Annotated in this window: 20 protein-coding genes, 2 tRNA genes and 1 pseudogene; 9 read left to right on the forward strand and 14 right to left on the reverse strand. The window is 68.6% G+C overall.

The window, feature by feature from the left end:
- Positions 1-108 precede the first annotated feature (108 nt).
- Positions 109-185 (forward strand) — tRNA-Pro (locus ACFSNB_RS16295).
- Positions 186-246: 61 nt separating this feature from the next.
- On the opposite strand, the gene ACFSNB_RS16300 is transcribed toward ACFSNB_RS16295, so the two are convergent.
- From ACFSNB_RS16300 to ACFSNB_RS16315, 4 genes are all read right to left on the reverse strand, one after another.
- Positions 247-507, reverse strand: coding sequence for a BrnA antitoxin family protein (locus ACFSNB_RS16300; RefSeq protein ID WP_377318483.1), 261 nt, complete (start codon positions 505-507; stop codon positions 247-249).
- Positions 467-841 (reverse strand): BrnT family toxin, encoded by a 375-nt coding sequence (locus tag ACFSNB_RS16305; RefSeq protein ID WP_377318485.1) that lies wholly within the window; start codon positions 839-841, stop codon positions 467-469. The genes ACFSNB_RS16300 and ACFSNB_RS16305 overlap by 41 nt, the downstream gene beginning before the upstream one ends.
- A gap of 94 nt (positions 842-935) precedes the next feature.
- A complete protein-coding gene (locus ACFSNB_RS16310) occupies positions 936-1,541 on the reverse strand; it encodes an acetate uptake transporter (protein WP_377318487.1) in 606 nt (201 codons plus the stop codon).
- 145 nt (positions 1,542-1,686) lie between these two features.
- A complete protein-coding gene (locus ACFSNB_RS16315; RefSeq protein WP_377318489.1) occupies positions 1,687-2,580 on the reverse strand; it encodes a transporter substrate-binding domain-containing protein in 894 nt (297 codons plus the stop codon).
- 258 nt (positions 2,581-2,838) lie between these two features.
- Here ACFSNB_RS16315 and ACFSNB_RS16320 point away from each other — a divergent pair, with 258 nt between their 5' ends.
- Positions 2,839-4,944: a sensor histidine kinase gene (locus ACFSNB_RS16320; protein ID WP_377318491.1), complete on the forward strand. Its 2,106-nt coding sequence runs from the start codon at positions 2,839-2,841 to the stop codon at positions 4,942-4,944.
- Positions 4,945-5,325: 381 nt separating this feature from the next.
- Positions 5,326-5,499: a hypothetical protein gene (locus ACFSNB_RS16325; RefSeq protein ID WP_377318493.1), complete on the forward strand. Its 174-nt coding sequence runs from the start codon at positions 5,326-5,328 to the stop codon at positions 5,497-5,499.
- Positions 5,500-5,586: 87 nt separating this feature from the next.
- Here the strand turns inward: ACFSNB_RS16325 and ACFSNB_RS16330 are convergent, their stop codons facing one another.
- The 6 genes and pseudogenes from ACFSNB_RS16330 to ACFSNB_RS16355 form a co-directional block, all read right to left on the reverse strand.
- Complete coding sequence (locus tag ACFSNB_RS16330) at positions 5,587-5,931, reverse strand: zinc ribbon domain-containing protein YjdM (protein ID WP_377318495.1); 345 nt, start codon at positions 5,929-5,931, stop codon at positions 5,587-5,589.
- A gap of 114 nt (positions 5,932-6,045) precedes the next feature.
- Positions 6,046-6,288: a hypothetical protein gene (locus tag ACFSNB_RS16335; protein ID WP_377318521.1), complete on the reverse strand. Its 243-nt coding sequence runs from the start codon at positions 6,286-6,288 to the stop codon at positions 6,046-6,048.
- A 13-nt stretch (positions 6,289-6,301) separates the two neighbouring features.
- Positions 6,302-6,697: pseudogene (locus tag ACFSNB_RS16340) on the reverse strand (ABC transporter substrate-binding protein); the annotation flags it as partial.
- Positions 6,698-7,200: 503 nt separating this feature from the next.
- Positions 7,201-7,479: a hypothetical protein gene (locus ACFSNB_RS16345; RefSeq protein ID WP_377318497.1), complete on the reverse strand. Its 279-nt coding sequence runs from the start codon at positions 7,477-7,479 to the stop codon at positions 7,201-7,203.
- Complete coding sequence (locus tag ACFSNB_RS16350; RefSeq protein WP_377318499.1) at positions 7,476-7,715, reverse strand: helix-turn-helix domain-containing protein; 240 nt, start codon at positions 7,713-7,715, stop codon at positions 7,476-7,478. The genes ACFSNB_RS16345 and ACFSNB_RS16350 overlap by 4 nt, the downstream gene beginning before the upstream one ends.
- A 175-nt stretch (positions 7,716-7,890) precedes the next feature.
- A tRNA-Arg gene (locus ACFSNB_RS16355) sits at positions 7,891-7,967 on the reverse strand.
- 135 nt (positions 7,968-8,102) lie between these two features.
- On the opposite strand from ACFSNB_RS16355, the gene ACFSNB_RS16360 reads away from it, so the two are divergent.
- Complete coding sequence (locus ACFSNB_RS16360) at positions 8,103-8,300, forward strand: hypothetical protein (RefSeq protein WP_377318501.1); 198 nt, start codon at positions 8,103-8,105, stop codon at positions 8,298-8,300.
- A 19-nt stretch (positions 8,301-8,319) separates the two neighbouring features.
- Here the strand turns inward: ACFSNB_RS16360 and ACFSNB_RS16365 are convergent, their stop codons facing one another.
- Together ACFSNB_RS16365 and ACFSNB_RS16370 are read right to left on the reverse strand one after the other, a co-directional pair.
- On the reverse strand, positions 8,320-8,775 hold the full coding sequence (locus tag ACFSNB_RS16365; RefSeq protein ID WP_377318503.1) for a hypothetical protein: 456 nt from the start codon (positions 8,773-8,775) through the stop codon (positions 8,320-8,322).
- A gap of 110 nt (positions 8,776-8,885) precedes the next feature.
- Complete coding sequence (locus tag ACFSNB_RS16370; protein ID WP_377318517.1) at positions 8,886-9,677, reverse strand: alpha/beta fold hydrolase; 792 nt, start codon at positions 9,675-9,677, stop codon at positions 8,886-8,888.
- Positions 9,678-9,761: 84 nt separating this feature from the next.
- Here ACFSNB_RS16370 and ACFSNB_RS16375 point away from each other — a divergent pair, with 84 nt between their 5' ends.
- Genes ACFSNB_RS16375 through ACFSNB_RS16395 form a run of 5 tightly spaced genes read left to right on the forward strand, consistent with a single transcriptional unit; the run spans position 9,762 to position 12,916 of the window.
- Positions 9,762-10,913 carry a glycosyltransferase family 4 protein gene (locus ACFSNB_RS16375; RefSeq protein ID WP_377318519.1) on the forward strand — a complete coding sequence of 384 codons (1,152 nt, stop codon included), beginning with the start codon at positions 9,762-9,764 and terminating at the stop codon, positions 10,911-10,913.
- Complete coding sequence (locus ACFSNB_RS16380; RefSeq protein WP_377318505.1) at positions 10,910-11,848, forward strand: glycosyltransferase family 9 protein; 939 nt, start codon at positions 10,910-10,912, stop codon at positions 11,846-11,848. Before ACFSNB_RS16375 ends, ACFSNB_RS16380 begins: the two co-directional genes overlap by 4 nt.
- Positions 11,849-11,884: 36 nt before the next feature.
- Complete coding sequence (locus ACFSNB_RS16385; RefSeq protein WP_377318507.1) at positions 11,885-12,367, forward strand: hypothetical protein; 483 nt, start codon at positions 11,885-11,887, stop codon at positions 12,365-12,367.
- Complete coding sequence (locus ACFSNB_RS16390; RefSeq protein WP_377318509.1) at positions 12,360-12,602, forward strand: hypothetical protein; 243 nt, start codon at positions 12,360-12,362, stop codon at positions 12,600-12,602. Before ACFSNB_RS16385 ends, ACFSNB_RS16390 begins: the two co-directional genes overlap by 8 nt.
- Positions 12,599-12,916 (forward strand): hypothetical protein, encoded by a 318-nt coding sequence (locus ACFSNB_RS16395; RefSeq protein ID WP_377318511.1) that lies wholly within the window; start codon positions 12,599-12,601, stop codon positions 12,914-12,916. Before ACFSNB_RS16390 ends, ACFSNB_RS16395 begins: the two co-directional genes overlap by 4 nt.
- 82 nt (positions 12,917-12,998) lie before the next feature.
- Here the strand turns inward: ACFSNB_RS16395 and ACFSNB_RS16400 are convergent, their stop codons facing one another.
- Positions 12,999-14,528 (reverse strand): MDR family MFS transporter, encoded by a 1,530-nt coding sequence (locus ACFSNB_RS16400; RefSeq protein ID WP_377318513.1) that lies wholly within the window; start codon positions 14,526-14,528, stop codon positions 12,999-13,001.
- A 128-nt stretch (positions 14,529-14,656) separates the two neighbouring features.
- Positions 14,657-15,392 (reverse strand): HlyD family secretion protein (locus ACFSNB_RS16405; RefSeq protein WP_377318515.1); only part of this gene is annotated, 736 nt, incomplete at its 5' end.

Raw genomic sequence — 15,392 nt, forward strand, 5'->3', positions numbered from 1 at the left:
CGGTCTGCCTATAGTTCGCGCCTCTCCCCGGTGGAGTTTACATCGGGATCCCCTCTCAGGCCGGAGTTGCCTGGGAAATCAAGGGCGGGGACTCGTCCCCGTCACGGTCGGAGCGTAGCGCAGCCCGGTAGCGCATCAGTCTGGGGGACTGGGGGTCGCAGGTTCGAATCCTGTCGCTCCGACCATTCTAAAGCCCTGAAGCCGCAAGGTTTCGGGGCTTTAGCATGTCTGGGGCAGCGGTTTGGCCTAAAGCCCGCACGCCTTGCGCAGGGTGGCGTTGACCCGCGATTGCCAGCCGGGGCCGCTGGCGCGCAGATGTTCGAGCAGATCGGCGTCGAGACGGAGGTTGACCGCTCGCTTCGGGTTGGCCGCCTTGGGTCGGCCTCCTTTGCGGATCAAGGTGTCCCCGTCATACAGATCGGCTGTTGCGAACCATTCCGCCGTCAGTTCCGGGGCGTCGTCGGGATCAACCCAGGTGGTTTCGGCAGTGGTTTTCTTCGTCGGCATGGCCGTACCTCATCGAGATGATGCGCCGCCCGTCATCGCGCGGCGTCCATACCAGGACCACGAAGCGGTTGCCGATCCAGCCGGCGGTGATGAAGCGGGGTTCGCCGTAATCCTTCCGGTGATCGGCCCGGGTGAAATGGGGCCCGGTGAACACCGCGTCCGCCTCGGCGAAATCCAGCCCGCGTTCGGCCAGGGTTTTGGCCCGCTTGACGGGGTCCCAGCTATTCATGACGAATATTGTATCGACAAAAACAGGCCGGACCAACGTTTTTGTGGATACAAAAATGGCGCAATCGGCCCCAGTTTTTTCAGAAAAGAAGGGGGTCCGGGGCATCGCCCCGGGCGGGCGGCGGGCGGCAGCCCGCCCAACTTCCCCCCCCGATGCCGGGGACGGCGGCACGGACCCGGTCCGGCCGCCGCGAAAGGGGTCAGAGGACCGGCTTGCCGACCGGCAGCACGTCGCGACCGAACAGGTCGCCGAGGATGACGTGGGCCATCATGTACCAGGCGAGGCCGGCACAGACCATCAGCACCCAGCCGGCGGCGTAGGTGGCGGCGGGATAGCCGAAATGGGCGAGGTCGAGCAGGACGAAGCCGGCGACCAGCGCGGTGAAGCAGGCGGCCATCGCCTTGCTGACGCGCAGCGCGCCGACCCACAGGATCAGGCTGAAGACGGTCCACAGCACCAGGAACCAGCCGACATCGGTGGTGGAGGAGGGGAACACGTCATACTTGTTGCCGATCAGGATCCCGGCCAGGGCCAGCCAGAAGCAGCCGTAGGAGGTGAAGGCGGCATAGCCGAAATTGTTGCCCATCTTGTGTTCCTGCAACCCGGCGATCATCTGGGCGAGGCCGCCGAAGATCAGGCCGAGCCAGATCACCGGGCCGATGCCGGCGAGGCCGAGATTGTGGAGCTGCAACATCATGGTGGTGAGGCCGAAGCCGGCCAGCCCGACCGCGGCGGGGTTGCCCAGCTTGGGCGCGGCGGGCAGGGCCTTGAGGGCCTCGATCGAGACCGGAGAAATCTGAGACATTCGTTGCCTTTCGTTATTCGATATCACCCATGCACAGGGAGCACTTGCCTCCCGAAGCGGGCGAATATAGCCGAATTCGCGTCCCTGGATAGGGGGGGCGACGGCAACGGACTTCCGGCAGGAGACCAATCGGGTGGGGAAAATTTCACCCCCCGGCGTGGGCGAAGAACCCGGGCAGGTAATGGCGGATGCCGGGATAGTATTTATCCACCAACTCGTCATAGGTCCCGTCGGCCTTCAGCCCGGCGAGATAGGCGTCGAAGGCGTCGCGCAACCGCCCGCCCGACTTGCGGAAGGCGGCGCCGAGGTCCTGTTCCTCCGAAATCGGCCCCAGCACCTTGATCTTGCCGGCCCATTTCTGGAGATCGAGGATCGCGTCGGGCACGTCGAGCAGGGTGTAGTCGGCCTCGCCGTTGAGCAAGGCCGGGACCATCTCGTTGAGATTGGTGCTGCGGGTGTAGGCGCGCAGGTCGATTCCCTTGCCCTTCAGGCCGTAATTGGCGGGATCGAGGCAGGTTCGCTCCATCACCAGCAGGCTTTTGCCGCCGATCAGCGCCTTGGTGGCGGCGATGTCGCGGGCCAGCGAGCCGCTGTCCGGCACCGGTCGGACCGGCGCGTCGGCGCGGGCGACCAGCCAGACCTGGGAGGGCAGGGTGGGGCGGGAGAACAGCAGCACCTTCTCCCGCCAGGGCAGGATGGTGAAGCCGCTGGCGATCATGTCGCCCCGCACCGGGTACTCCCCCTCCAGCGTCACGCCGTCGCCGTGGCGCACCACGTCCTTGCCGAGCAGATCGCGGATCACGTGATAGAAATCGGTCGCGACGAAGCTGTAGCGGACCCCGAGCGAGCGGGCGAAGCCCTGGACCAGCTCGACCTCGAACCCGTCGCCGGCCCCGGTGACGAAATTGGCGTAATGGATGCCGAGATGGCGCAACTCGCCCTGGGCCAGCACCGTGTCGAGATCGTCCGCCCGTGCCGGCCGCGCCAGCAGGACGGCGATCACCGCCAGCAGGGCCAACAGCGTCCTTGCCTGCCTCATCGTCCTTCTCCATCTTGCCGTCATCCCGTCCCCGTCCTGCCGCGGGGCGGAGGCTGGACGGCGGGGTAAGCCGACCCCATTTCTACCTGGGAGATCTTATATAAAAAGTAATATCATCACAATCGCGCCGCCGTCGGAACCGGCGAAGGCGCGCAGCGGCGAAGGGGGCAGGGCGATGGCGAGACGACGCGGCGGTCCCGGCCTATCCGCCGTTTGCCCTCCGGTCCCGGCCCGGTCGGCCGGGGAGCGCGTGCGCTGATGGGGCGGCTGGCCACCTTTTTCCCGATCCTGCTGGCGCTGCTGTTCGGCGCCTATGCCTATGGCCTGATCGCCAACAATCTCGAAACCTACCAGTCGCTGACCGCCAAGGAGACGGCGCGGATCGTCGAGGACACCGGCCGCCACGCCGCCACCATCGGCGATTATCTCGGCGAGCAGCGCCGCTTCGTCGCCGAACTGGCCCAGGGGCCGGAGATCGACACTTACCTGACCAATCAGGCGCTGGGGATGTCGCTGCATTACGGGTTGCAGACCAGCCTCGACGCGATCGGCGCCCGCTTCGCCCACACCATCAAGGCACGGCGGATCGGCACCATGCCGCTTTATTCCCGCTTCGCCTACATCGACGAACACGGCCGCCGTCTGGTCGATACCCAGCCCAGGGCGCCGCTGCCGCCGCCGACCGTGGCGGCGACGATCCGGATCGACCTTGAAACCGCCACCGCGCTGATCGGGGTGCCGGTGCTGCATAACGGCCGCCCGGCCGGCCACCTGTTCGCCTGGAGCGACCTGGGCGAGCTGGTGCGGTTCCTGCTGCCGCCGGCGCAGATCGCCCCCTATCGCGTCCACCTGCTGATCGCCGGCGAGCAACGGGTCCAGGTCGCCGGCCAGCCCGGGCTCGACCCGGCGGCGATCGCCGCGATCGCCGCGATCGGCGAAGGCCGCGCCGGCAGCCTGCCGGCGGGCGAGGACCGCCCGCCCTGCCTGATCGTGCGGGCGGCGGTGCCGGGGATCCCGCCGCTGTCGCTGGCGACGGTGGTGTCGCAGGCGGTGCTGTCGGAAAGCCGCCCGATCGCCTTCCTGGTGATCGCCAGCCTGGTGCCGCCGGTCAGCCTGATCGCCACCGTCTATCTGGCCCGGCTGCGGCGGCGGCAGGCCCGCACCGCGCTGGAGCTGCGCACCTCGCAGCAGCGGGTGATGACGATTTCCGACACGGTGGTCGAGGGGATCGTGATGATCGACCATGACGAGCGGGTGGCGTTCGTCAACCGTCCGGCGCTGCGGATCCTCGACCTGCCGGGCGAGCCGGCCGGCTATCTCGGCCAGCCGCTGGCCAACCTGTTCGCGCTGGAGGGGGCGGAGACCGCGCCCTGGCTGGCGACCATCGCCGACGGCGCCACCCGGCTCGGCGACGATGCCACCCTGCGCTCGGCCTCGGGGCGGGTGGTGGCGGCGGCCTATGGCTGCGCGGCGATGATCGATGCCGCCGAGGGCCGCACCGCGCTGCTGTCGTTCCGCGACATCGGCCAGTTGAAGCAGGCTAAGGCGGAAGCGATGCAGGCGGCCCGGCTGGCCAGCATCGGCCAGCTTGCCGCCGGGATCGCCCACGAGATCAACACCCCGGCCCAGTATATCGGCGACAACCTCGCCTACATCGCCGACGGGCTGACCAGCCTGACCGGCACCGCGCTGGCCGGCAAGGCCCTGGCCGAGCAGGTCGGCTCCGGCGGCGATCTGGCCGCGCCGGCGGCGGCGGTGCTGGCCGGCTGCGGCCGCAAGTTCAACCGGCTGCTGGAGGAATTGCCGGCGGCGGTGGCGGAATCGCGCGACGGCGTCGCCCAGATCGCCCGCATCGTGCTGTCGATGAAGGAATTCTCCCATCCCGGCGCGTCGGCCAACAGCGCGGTCGATCTCAATCATGCGCTGGAGACCACCCTGACGGTGTCGCGCAATGCCTGGAAGCGGGTGGCCGAGATCGAACGCCATTACGCCGCCGACCTGCCGCCGGTGTCGTGCCAGCCCGGCGCGATCAATCAGGTGCTGCTCAACCTGATCCTCAACGCCGCCCAGGCGCTGGAAGCCTCGGGCAAGAGCCTGCCCGGCCGCATCATCCTCACCACCCGGGCCGGGGAGGGGCGGGTGGTGGTCGAGGTGGCCGACACCGGCACCGGCATCCCGGCGGCGATCCGCGAGCGGATCTTCGACCCGTTCTTCACCACCAAGCCGGTCGGCAAGGGCACCGGCCAGGGGCTGGCGATCTGCCTCGACATCGTCCACCGCCATGGCGGCCGGCTCGAGGCCGGCGGGGTTGAAGGCGACGGCGCGGTGTTCACCCTGTCCCTGCCGCTCAACCCTTCGGCGTGAGCGGAGTGAAACACTTTGCCGACGATGTGAAACAGTCCCGCCCTGCTGCCGCCGCATTTGTGCGGTGTGATCCGGTCCCATGACGCATGACGACACCGCCCGCGTGACCCCGGTCACCATCGAACGCCATTTCTGCCCCGGCTGCGGCCGGGTCACCCGCCATCATGTCACCCGGGCCCGCGTCCCGGCCCCGGTGCTGTGGTGCCTGTCCTGCTACCATCTTCAGGTGGTGGGGCCGACTCACGCTTTAGTATTGGCAGATGGGGGCAAAATAAACCGCCGGGCCATGCGGGATTTGCCGTACAATCCGCTGCCGGGGCCACAAACCGGGCGAAGCCCGGCGGGGGGGCATCCGGTGGCCGCCGCGCTGGGGAGGGGCACATGAAGAAGAATCTGGCGGAAGTCGGGCAGGATCTCGCCGGCATCCAGTACGAAGAGCGGCAGACCGTCGCCCGCGCCCGTGGCGTGCTGTGGTGGTCGCTCGGGCTGTCGGCGGTCTACCTCGCCTCGATGCTGGTGTGGTGGCTGCGCCCGGCGCTGCTCGGCCGGGTCTGAGCCCCACCGCCGCCCGCACCCGCTCGGGGAGCAAAGCTCCCCGAACCCCTCCCTGTTTCTGGGGGGAGGGGGAAAGGGGGAGGGCGGTCAGGCTTTGCGGACGAATTCCGATTTCAGGTTCATCGCGCCGATCCCCTCGATCTTGCAGGCGATGTTGTGGCCGTCGGCGCCGTCGGTCAGGCGGATGTTCTTGACCTTGGTGCCGCCCTTGACCACCAGCGACGAGCCCTTGACCTTCAGGTCCTTGATCACCGTCACCGCGTCGCCATCGGCCAGCACGTTGCCGTTGGCATCGCGCACCGCCGCCGCGTCGGCCGCCGCCGCCGCTTCCTCCGGGTTCCATTCATGGCCGCATTCCGGGCAGATCCACAGGCTCCCGTCCGGGTAGGCATGCGGGCAGGAACAGTGCGGGCACGGCATTGCGTCGTCCATCGGTCACCTCGGGCTGGAAAAAGCCAGCCTTCTACCATGACCCTTCCGCCGCTCCCAGCGTTGCGTTGCCGGGGCGTGAGGGGGGGGCGGATGCCGGTCCGGCCCCCCGGCGGTTCAGTGGGCGACGACCCGGTCGTTGCGGGCGATCTGCTCGTTGGCCTCGGCCTTGTGGACCAGGGCGTCGAGCAGCGCCTGGATCACCCCGCCCGACGAGCGCAGCACCGAGGTGAAATCCTCGCGCATCGCCCGGGTGACGCTGACCCCATCGACGGCGATGTCGACGATGCCGGGATGGCCGTCGGGGGGCGAAGGCGACGGTCCAGTCGACCCGGGTCGGGGCCTCGGCGACGGCGCCATGACGGATCTCGGACGGCACCCGCACCCGGCTGCCTTGATCCTCGGGCTCGCCGACGGTGAAGCTGATGTTGTCGGCCGGCTCGTTGAGCATGCCGGCATAGGTGGTGACGAGGAACCCGACCAACCGGGTGGCGAAGGCTGATTGCTGCTCGGCCGGCAGCTTGATCCAGGTCCGCCCCAGCACCGCCGCCGACAGCAATTCAGGGTCGGTGTGACTGCGGATCAGGCCTTCCAGCCGCTCGCGCCGTTCCTGGAAGGGATAGGTCTTGCCGGAGGCGAAGGTGCCGATGCCCTCCTCCAGCGCCGATTGCACCGTTGCCCGTGCGGCGGCGATGTCGGCGGCGAGCGCCGAGTGTCCACCGACCGTGACCGCCACTGCCAATGCCGCAAGCATACGCCATGCCGTCATCTTCGCCCCTCCCGGAGATTGTGGTCGTTTCGGTTGCCGTGCTGCTGGTGTGGTCCGCGCGATGGGACCGGACGGCCCTTAGAGGGCCGGAAAGCCGCCGCTTCCACTCCGGAGTCCGAACCGCGCCGCCTGCGCCGCCTCCTGCCGTTCTGGTTGAGCAGGCGGACACTATACGGCATCTCAGCCGTGAGGACCAAGATGTTCGCGGCGGGGGCGCGGTCAGGCGGCGGTCTGGGACAGATCCAGTTCCTTGCGGAGGAACCGAACCTCCGCGCCTTATGCAGCCGGGCGGATTACCCCCGGCGGGCATCGTTGCCATGAGGTGAATGGTGTTTTTAGAGCGATATGTCGTGGTTTGTGTGGGGTGTATTGTAATAAAATTGAAATAAATGGAACGGAGCGTCTTCTTGTCTTGAGGCGGAGAATGATTGAAGGAGCGTTGTTGACGCTGATATAGCCCGCGCACGTCCTGGCCGTTCGGCGCGACCGAACATCGCGCCGGTTCACATATGCGGCATCGGCCCGGCCGGCGGAAGGTAGCGGATCGCGGCCAGGAGGACGCCGACGGCAAGAACCATCAGGCCGCCAAGTTTGATGGTCATCCGCTGTTCGAGCAGCTTCATCTCGGAATGGAGATCGGCGATCCGCGCATCGAGGCGGTGTTCGGTTTCCGCCAGATCGGTCTTGGTTGCCGCCTGAGTGTCGAGAAACTCACCCAGCGCCTCAACCTGGGCACGGCTGAAGCCGGCATCCTGAAGCTTGAATGCTGCGTTGGTGCTCATGCCGCCTTCTCCTTCAGTCGCACCCCAGGCCCGCCATCGTCGATAAACTCGACCCCGGCCGCTTCCAGGGCGGTGTGGATCGCGGCAAGGGTGGAAGCGCGAGGGCTGGAATCGCCATCCTCGATCCGGGCGATAGTACGCTCGGTCGTGGAAGCCTGCATGGCCAGATCGGCTCTCGACATCCCGGCAAGGGCTCGGGCGGCACGAAGCTGTCGCGGGTACGCGTCATTTATCATGTCTTTTCCCTCTTGCCTTCGTCATGAAAGATGACATGGCTTCGAGGTACAAACAAGCGGCCGAACGGGGACGGTGTACGCGCGCGCCCGTCAATTAAGGGGCTCGTGGTTGCCAATTGGGGGGGGCGGTGATTTTATGGCACCTCCAAAGATGCCTGTATCCCATTGGCGTAATTGGCGTCCCGGAGAGGATTCGAACCTCCGACCCACGGTTTAGGAAACCGTTGCTCTATCCTGCTGAGCTACCGGGACGCAGCGCCAGGGGCGGTCGGGTTATAGCATCAAGCGGCGGGGGGCGGAAGCCTGTCATGGTTCCGCGCTTGCAACCCGCGCGGCCCCTCGGCATAGTCCGCGCCCCGCATCGGCAACCAGGAAAGGCAGCAACTCATGGGCGGATGGCGCACCCACGACGGCCAGCATTCGGACCGTCAGCCGATCAAACGCTCCCGGGAAGAGAAACAACGCCAGCTGCAACGGCTCAAGGACGATCTCGCCGCCGCCAAGCCCACCGTGGCCGCCGCGCTCCGGCAGGCCCTGGCCAAGCGGATCGCCGATCTCGAAGCCGAACTCGCCTCCCGGTCCTGATCCCCTCCGGCCGGCGGCCTTATCCGAACAGGCCGCCGCGTCCCCCCCGCCGGCAATCGGGGTTGTTGAGATTGCTCTCGATCAGCGGCGCGTAATCCGGAATCAGCACCCCCTCGCTCTGATACAACGTCGCCGAACTGCCGCCGCCATTGGCGGCGCGGTGGAAATCGATCACCAGGATGGTGTCGGCCCGCACCACCGCTTCCAGCGTCCCGGTCAGGGTGGCGTTGGCATTGTCGCCCGCCAGCGCGCAGCGATAATGGAAATTCGGTCCGCGCGCGCACCAAGACAGCACCTGGGCCACCTGTGGGCAGGCATTGACCGGCTCGGCGGCGAAATGCATTGGCCGGACCAGATCGGCCTGCCGGCGCAGCGTGTCGGGCGAGGTCGGCTCCTCGGAGAGGGAGCAGGCCGCCGCCGCCGCCATCAGGACGGGCAGGGCAACGGCGCGGAGGATACGAAGCGGATGCGGCATGGTCTCGGGGGGCTACCGGTCGATCGCCGCCCAGGATAGACCATCCCGCGCCGGGATTGAACCCCGCCGGCCCGCCGCCGGGGGGCTTTTCCCCCGGCGGGGTGGCGGCGCTAGGCCGCCGGGGCGGCGGCGTCGAGCAGCGGGGCGACGATCTCGCACAGCCGGTCGAGGTCGGCCGGGCGCGACAGGCGGTGGCCGCCATCCTTGACCAGGCAGATCGCCACGTCGTCGGCGGCCAGCGCCTCGGCGAAGCGCAGCGAGGTCTGCCACGGCACGTCGCGGTCGCGCTGGCCGTGCAGCAGCCGCACCGGGCAGGACAGATTGATGTAGTCGCGCAGCAGCAGGTGGTTGCGGCCGTCCTCGATCAGGACGCGGGGGAACGACAGCGCCTCGTCGCCGTCCTCGCCGCCAAGGGTGACCGCGCCGGTTTCGAGCAACTGGCGCCGCTGGGCCGGGTCGAGTTCGGCCCACACCAGATCCTCGGTGAAATCGAGCGCGGCGGCGATGCCGACCAGACCGACCACCCGCCGGCGCAGCCGCAGCGCCGCCAGGGTGGCGATCCAGCCGCCCAGGCTCGACCCCACCAGCACCTGCGGCCCGGGGGCCAGCGCCTCGATCACCGCGATGGCGTCCTCGGCCCAACGCCCGATGGTGCCGTCGGCGATGTCGCCCGAGGACTGGCCGTGGCCGAAGGCGTCGAAGCGCAGGAACGGCCGGCCGCGTGCCCGGCACAGCGCTTCCAGCGCCAGCGCCTTGGTTCCGGTCATATCCGATCGGTAGCCATGCAGGAACACCACACCTGGGCCCTTGCCTTCCACCCTGTGGTAGGCGATTGTCGCGCCGTCGGGGCGCGACAGGATCCCGCCCCCGGCCGGGGTTTCCCCGTTGCCGTGGTCCGTCAGATTGGCTTCAGGTTTCGTTTCCGGATGTTGATGGACCACGCCGTCCCCCTTGTCGCGTCCCCCGCCGGGCCCCGCCCCCCGGTGGTGTTGCAGATTCTGCCCGCTCTCGTCACCGGCGGTGTCGAACGCGGCACCATCGATGTCGCCGCCGCGCTGGCCGAGGCCGGCTGGACCTCGCTGGTCGCCTCGGAAGGCGGGCCGATGGCCCGGGAGCTGTCCCGGGTCGGCGCCGAGCATATCACCCTGCCGCTCGCCAGCAAGAACCCGATGGTGATCCGCCGCAACACCGAGGCGCTGGTCGAACTGATCGAGGCGCGCGGCATCGATCTGATCCACGCCCGCTCGCGCGCCCCGGCCTGGAGCGCCTGGGCCGCCGCCCAGCGCACCGGCCGCCACTTCGTCACCACCTTCCACGGCACCTATAATCTGGGGTGGTTCGGCTTCAAGCAGCGTTACAATTCGGTGATGACCCGGGGCGAGCGGGTGATCGCCATCTCCGATTTCATCGCCGAGCATGTCTGGCGGATCTATGGGGTCGAGCCCGACCGCATCCGCGTCGTGCCGCGCGGCATCGACCTGTCGCGCTTCGACCCGGCCCGGGTCAGCCCGGAGCGGATCATCCAGCTCGCCCAGAAATGGCGGCTGCCCGACGGCTATCCGGTGATCATGCTGCCCGGCCGGCTGACCCGCTGGAAGGGGCAGGCGGTGCTGATCGAGGCGATCGCCCAGCTCGGCCGGCGCAACCTGCGCTGCCTGCTGGTCGGCTCCGATCAGGGCCGCACCGGCTACCGCGATTTCCTGGTCGATCTGGTCAAGCGGCGCGGCCTCGCCGACGTGGTCCACCTCACCGGCGAATGCGGCGACATGCCGGCGGCCTACATGCTGACCGACGTGGTGGTGTCGGCCTCGACCGACCCCGAGGCGTTCGGCCGGGTCGCGGTCGAGGGTCAGGCGATGGGCCGGCCGGTGATCGCCACCGACCACGGCGCCAGCCCGGAAACCATCCTGACCGGCCGCACCGGCTGGCTGACCCCGCCCGGCGACGTCGCCGCGCTGGCCGAGGCGCTCGACCGTTTCCTGTCGCTCGACGCCGCCGGCCGCGCCGGGATGGCCGGGCGCGGCATGGCCCATGTCCGCGCCCATTTCACCAAGGAAACGATGTGCGCCCGCACCCTGGCGATCTATGACGAGGTGCTGCGCCTGCCGCTTCCCGCGCCGCAACCCACGCCGCCGTGACGACGCCGCGCCGCATCCTGGTGATCAAGCTCGGCGCGCTGGGCGATTTCGTCCAGGCGATGGGGCCGTTCGCCGCGATCCGCGCCCGTTTTCCCCACGCCCTGATCACCCTGCTGACCACCCGGCCGTTCGTCGCCCTGGCCCGCGCCTGCCCCTGGTTCGACGAGGTGTGGATCGACGACAAGCCCAAGCTGTGGCAGGTCCGCCGCCTGTGGGCGCTGCGGCACCGGTTGCGCGGCGGCGGCTTCGACCGGGTCTACGACCTTCAGACCTCCGACCGCTCGTCGCTTTATTTCCGCCTGCTCGGTCGCGGGGTCGAATGGTCGGGCATCGCGCGCGGCTGCTCGCATCCCGATCCCGACCCCCGGCGGGACTTCCTCCACACCGTCGAGCGCCAGCGCGGCCAGCTCGCCGCCGCCGGCATCGCCACGGTGCCGCCGCCGGACCTGTCCTGGGTCGCGGGCAGCGCCGCCGCCGAGTTCGGGCTGAACGGGCCTTATGTGCTGCTGTGCCCGGGCGGCGCCCCCCATCGTCCGGCCAAACGCTGGCCGGCCGAGCGGTTCGGCGCGGTGGCGGTCCGCCTCGCCCAGCGCGGGCTGACCCCGGCGCTGATCGGCACCGCCGCCGAGGCCGAGGCGATCCTGACCATCCGCGAATTGTGCCCCTCGGCGGTCGATCTGTCGGGGCGGACCACCTTCCTCGACATCCTGTCGCTCGGCCGGGGCGCCCGCGCCGCGCTCGGCAACGATACCGGGCCGATGCACCTGATCGCCGCCGCCGGCTGCCCGGCGCTGGTGCTGTTCTCGGATGAGTCCAACCCCGATCTGTGCGCCCCGCGCGGGCAGGTCACCCTCCTCCGCCGGCCCGACCTCGCCGATCTGGCCGAGGCCGAGGTGGCGGGGCCGCTGCTGCGGCTGCTGGCGGCGCAGGGGTGACAGGCGGGGCTGCCGCCCCGCACCCCGCTTGGGGCGATGCCCCAAACCCCCTTCTTTTTTGATAAAATCCTTGGGCTATGGTCGGTCGGTATTTTTAATGAAAGGGCGATTGCGATGGAAATTGATGATTTTAATGGTCTTTGGACGATTAATTATCATTTTCCGGTCGGCTCATTTAAAACTTCGGAAGGAGCTGATTTTTTTCCGCTTTCCGAAGCCTATGTCGCTGTCGTAAACGGCCGCTTCGGCGGGGCAGACATTGGTGGTTGCACCTGTGTCGGATCGTTAACACTTAATCCTGACAATTCCGTGAACTTGAGATCAGTATGGGATGCGTCGCGGGCAGATGCCAACGTGTATCTGCCCTCTCCGGCTGGGATGACGAAGGGGACGGTCCAAATTGACCTGACGTTGCAGGTTCTGCGCGAGGAAACTAAATTTTTGGCATTCGGGACATTTGCCATTGGTCCCATCGAAATGGAAATCAATGTCGAGAGATTGCGAGGATTGAATGAGTGATCCCCTCTCGGTGGTGGTTCTTAAACGGGATGTGCAAACCCAGATGAGTGCTTCGCGAGAAGTTCTTGAGGTTGCGCAGCTTCTGCAAAGAATAGCGGAGGGTGAGCCCGATGAGGCCCGAAAAAATGAGTTGAGGCAGGCGGTCAGCCGTCTTGCCGCGACGGGGAGCAAGATTGTTCAGAACGCCCGGGACGTGAGCCAGCATGTCGCGCGTGCTGCCGGCGCCATGCCATGATGGCCGGCTCTCTGGGCAGCAGCGCCAGCAGCGACCTTGCCTCTTTTGAAGAGGCGCTGGAATCCGCCGAACAGGATCAGCCAATCGCCACGGTCGATGACCGGATCAAGCTGAGCCGCGCGAGTGCCGAAGACAAGATCCGGTCCCGGGTGACGCAATGGGTCGTCGCGGTGTTTCTGATCCAGGTTTCCTGTGCGACGATCGTCGCCGTCTGCCTGCCGGGAGCAGTTGCTTCGGTTGAGAAAATCATTGGTATGGCCATGCCGGTGGTGACCCTGGTCCTGGGATATTACTTCGGTTCCGCTTCCCGTTAATCGCGGCGTTTCCGTTTCCCAACCATCGAAGCAGGTCCAGGAGCCGCTGGCTCCTGGCGGGTGCGGGCAGAGCCCGCTTTTTTCACCCCGGTCCTTTCCGCCCCGGCCGCATCAGCCAAGCCGGGACCAGGGCGACAAAGAACAACGCCGCCACCAGCAGGAACCCGTCACGAAACCCCATCACCGTGGCCTGGGCGCTGATCATCGCCGACAGGAAGCGGCTGGCCTCCAGGCTGTGCAGCGGCAGCGCGACCGAATCGGGGATGCCGGCGCGGGTCAGCAGGATCACCAGTTGATCGAGGGTCTGCCGCGCCGCCGGCCCGGCGAACTGGCCCTGGGCGGCGGCGAAGGCGTCGGCGTGGAGGGCGGTGCCGCGATCGAGGGCGACGGCGAGCAGATCGACCCCGATCGCCCCGCCCAGTTGGCGCATGAAATTGATCGCGCCGGCGCCGTGGGGGATCTCGGCCGGGGCCAGCACCCGCAGCGCGCCGACATTCATCGACGGCAGGATCAGGCCGAGGCCGATCCGGCCGAGCGCGACCCAGCCGGCCAGGGTCCAGAACGGGGTGGCGGCGTCGGCCTCGGCGCTGAGCAGGCTGGACAGCCCGAACAAAGCCAGCCCGGCCAGGATCATCCGGTAGGGCGGCAACCGGTCGCTGAGCCGGCCGGCGAGGGGAAAGACGATGCCGAGCACGATCCCGGCCGGCATCAGCAGCAGGCCGGATTCGGTCGGGGTGAAATCCTGCACCCCCTGGACGAACAGCGGCACCAGATAGGTCGAGCCGTACAGGCCGAGCCCGAGGATGAAGGCGACGGCGGCGGCGGCGCTGAAGCGGGGGTTGCGGAACACCTCGATCGCCAGGATCGGGTGGGGGGTGCGGTGCTCATGGAGGACGAAGGCGAGGGTGGCGGCGCCGGCCAGGGCGAAGCCGCCCTCGACCGCGAGGGAATCCCACCCCTCGCGCTGACCGGTGGCCAGGGCGGTGAGCAAGGCGGCGATGGCGGCGGCGAGCAGGGCGAAGCCGAGCAGGTCGAACGGCCGGGCCGGGGCGTCGGCGGCGCGCCCGGGCAGCAAGGCGAGGCCGAGCAGGATCCCGGCCAGGGTGAAGGGCGGGCCGAGGAAGAACACCATCCGCCAGGAATAGGCGTCGATCAGCATCCCGCCCAGGGTCGGGCCGAGGGCGGGGGCGAGGATCACCCCCAGGCCATAGACCCCCATCGCGGTGCCGCGCTGGTCGGCGGGGAAGGCGCGGAAGATCACCACCATCGCCAGCGGCTGGACCAGCCCGGCGGCGGCGCCTTGCAGCAGCCGGGCCAGGATCAGCAGCGGCTGATCGGGGCTGAGCCCGCCCAGGATCGAGGCCAGGGTGAACAGCAGCAGCGCCCCGGCATAGGTGGCCCGCGTGCCGAACCGCCCCATCGCCCAGGCGGCGGCCATCATCGTCGTGGTCATCGCGGCGAGGAAGGCGGTGGACAGCCATTGCGCCTCGTCCTGGCCCAGGCCGAACTCGCCCGAAATGTCGGGCAGGGCGACGTTGACGATGGTGGCCGACAGCACGGTGGCGACGGTGCCGACCATCACCGTCACGGTCAGGGTCCATTTGCCGGGCATGGCGGCCTCGCGAGCTTGGCGGGCTGCCGCCCGCACCCGCCCGGGGCGAGGCCCCGGACCCCCTTTATTTTTGAAAAACAAGGGGGTTTGGGGCATCGCCCCAAGCGGGGCGCGGGGCGGCAGCCCCGCTAGGGGGTGTCGATATCGATCTCGACCATCATCCCCGGCCGCAGCGGCAGATCGTCGGGCTGGGCGACGGCGATGCGGACCGGGACGCGCTGGGCGATCTTGGTGAAATTGCCGGACGGGTTGGGGCTGGGCAGCAGGGCGAACTGGCCGGTGGTGCTGTGGCCGATCCGCTCGACCCGGCCGGTGAAGGCGCGGCCGGGATAGGCATCGACGCTGATCGCCACCGTCTGGCCGGGGCGGAGGCGTTCGAGCTTGGTTTCCTTGAGGTTGGCTTCGATCCACACCGCGCGCGGGTCGTGCAGCAGCAGCAGGCGCTGGCCGGGAATGACATATTCGCCCGGTTCGACGAATTTCTGATCGACCACGCCGTCGATCGGGCTGCGCACCACCCGGTCGGCCAGGGCGATTTCCTGCTCGCGGCGCTGGGCGGCGACCTGATCGGCCTCGCGGGCGAGGCGGGCGGCCTCCTTGTCGAGCACGGCCGGGTCGGCGAGGTGGGCGCGGGCCTCGGCCAGCGCGGCCTCGGCCTCGCCTTGGCGGGCTTGGGCGGCGCGTTCGGCCTCCTCGGCCTGACGCAACTGGGCGCGGCGCAGGTCCCAGGTCTGGCGGGGAACGAAGCCGTCGGCCAGCAAGGCGTCGGCGCGGCGGAAATCGTGGCGGGCGCGCTCGCTTTCGGCGGCGGCGGCGGCGCGGGCGGCGGGGGCGGCGGCGAGGCCGGCGGCGACGGCGGCCAGC

It is taken from the genome of Phaeospirillum tilakii (assembly GCF_042683125.1).
Lineage (GTDB): Bacteria > Pseudomonadota > Alphaproteobacteria > Rhodospirillales > Magnetospirillaceae > Phaeospirillum > Phaeospirillum tilakii.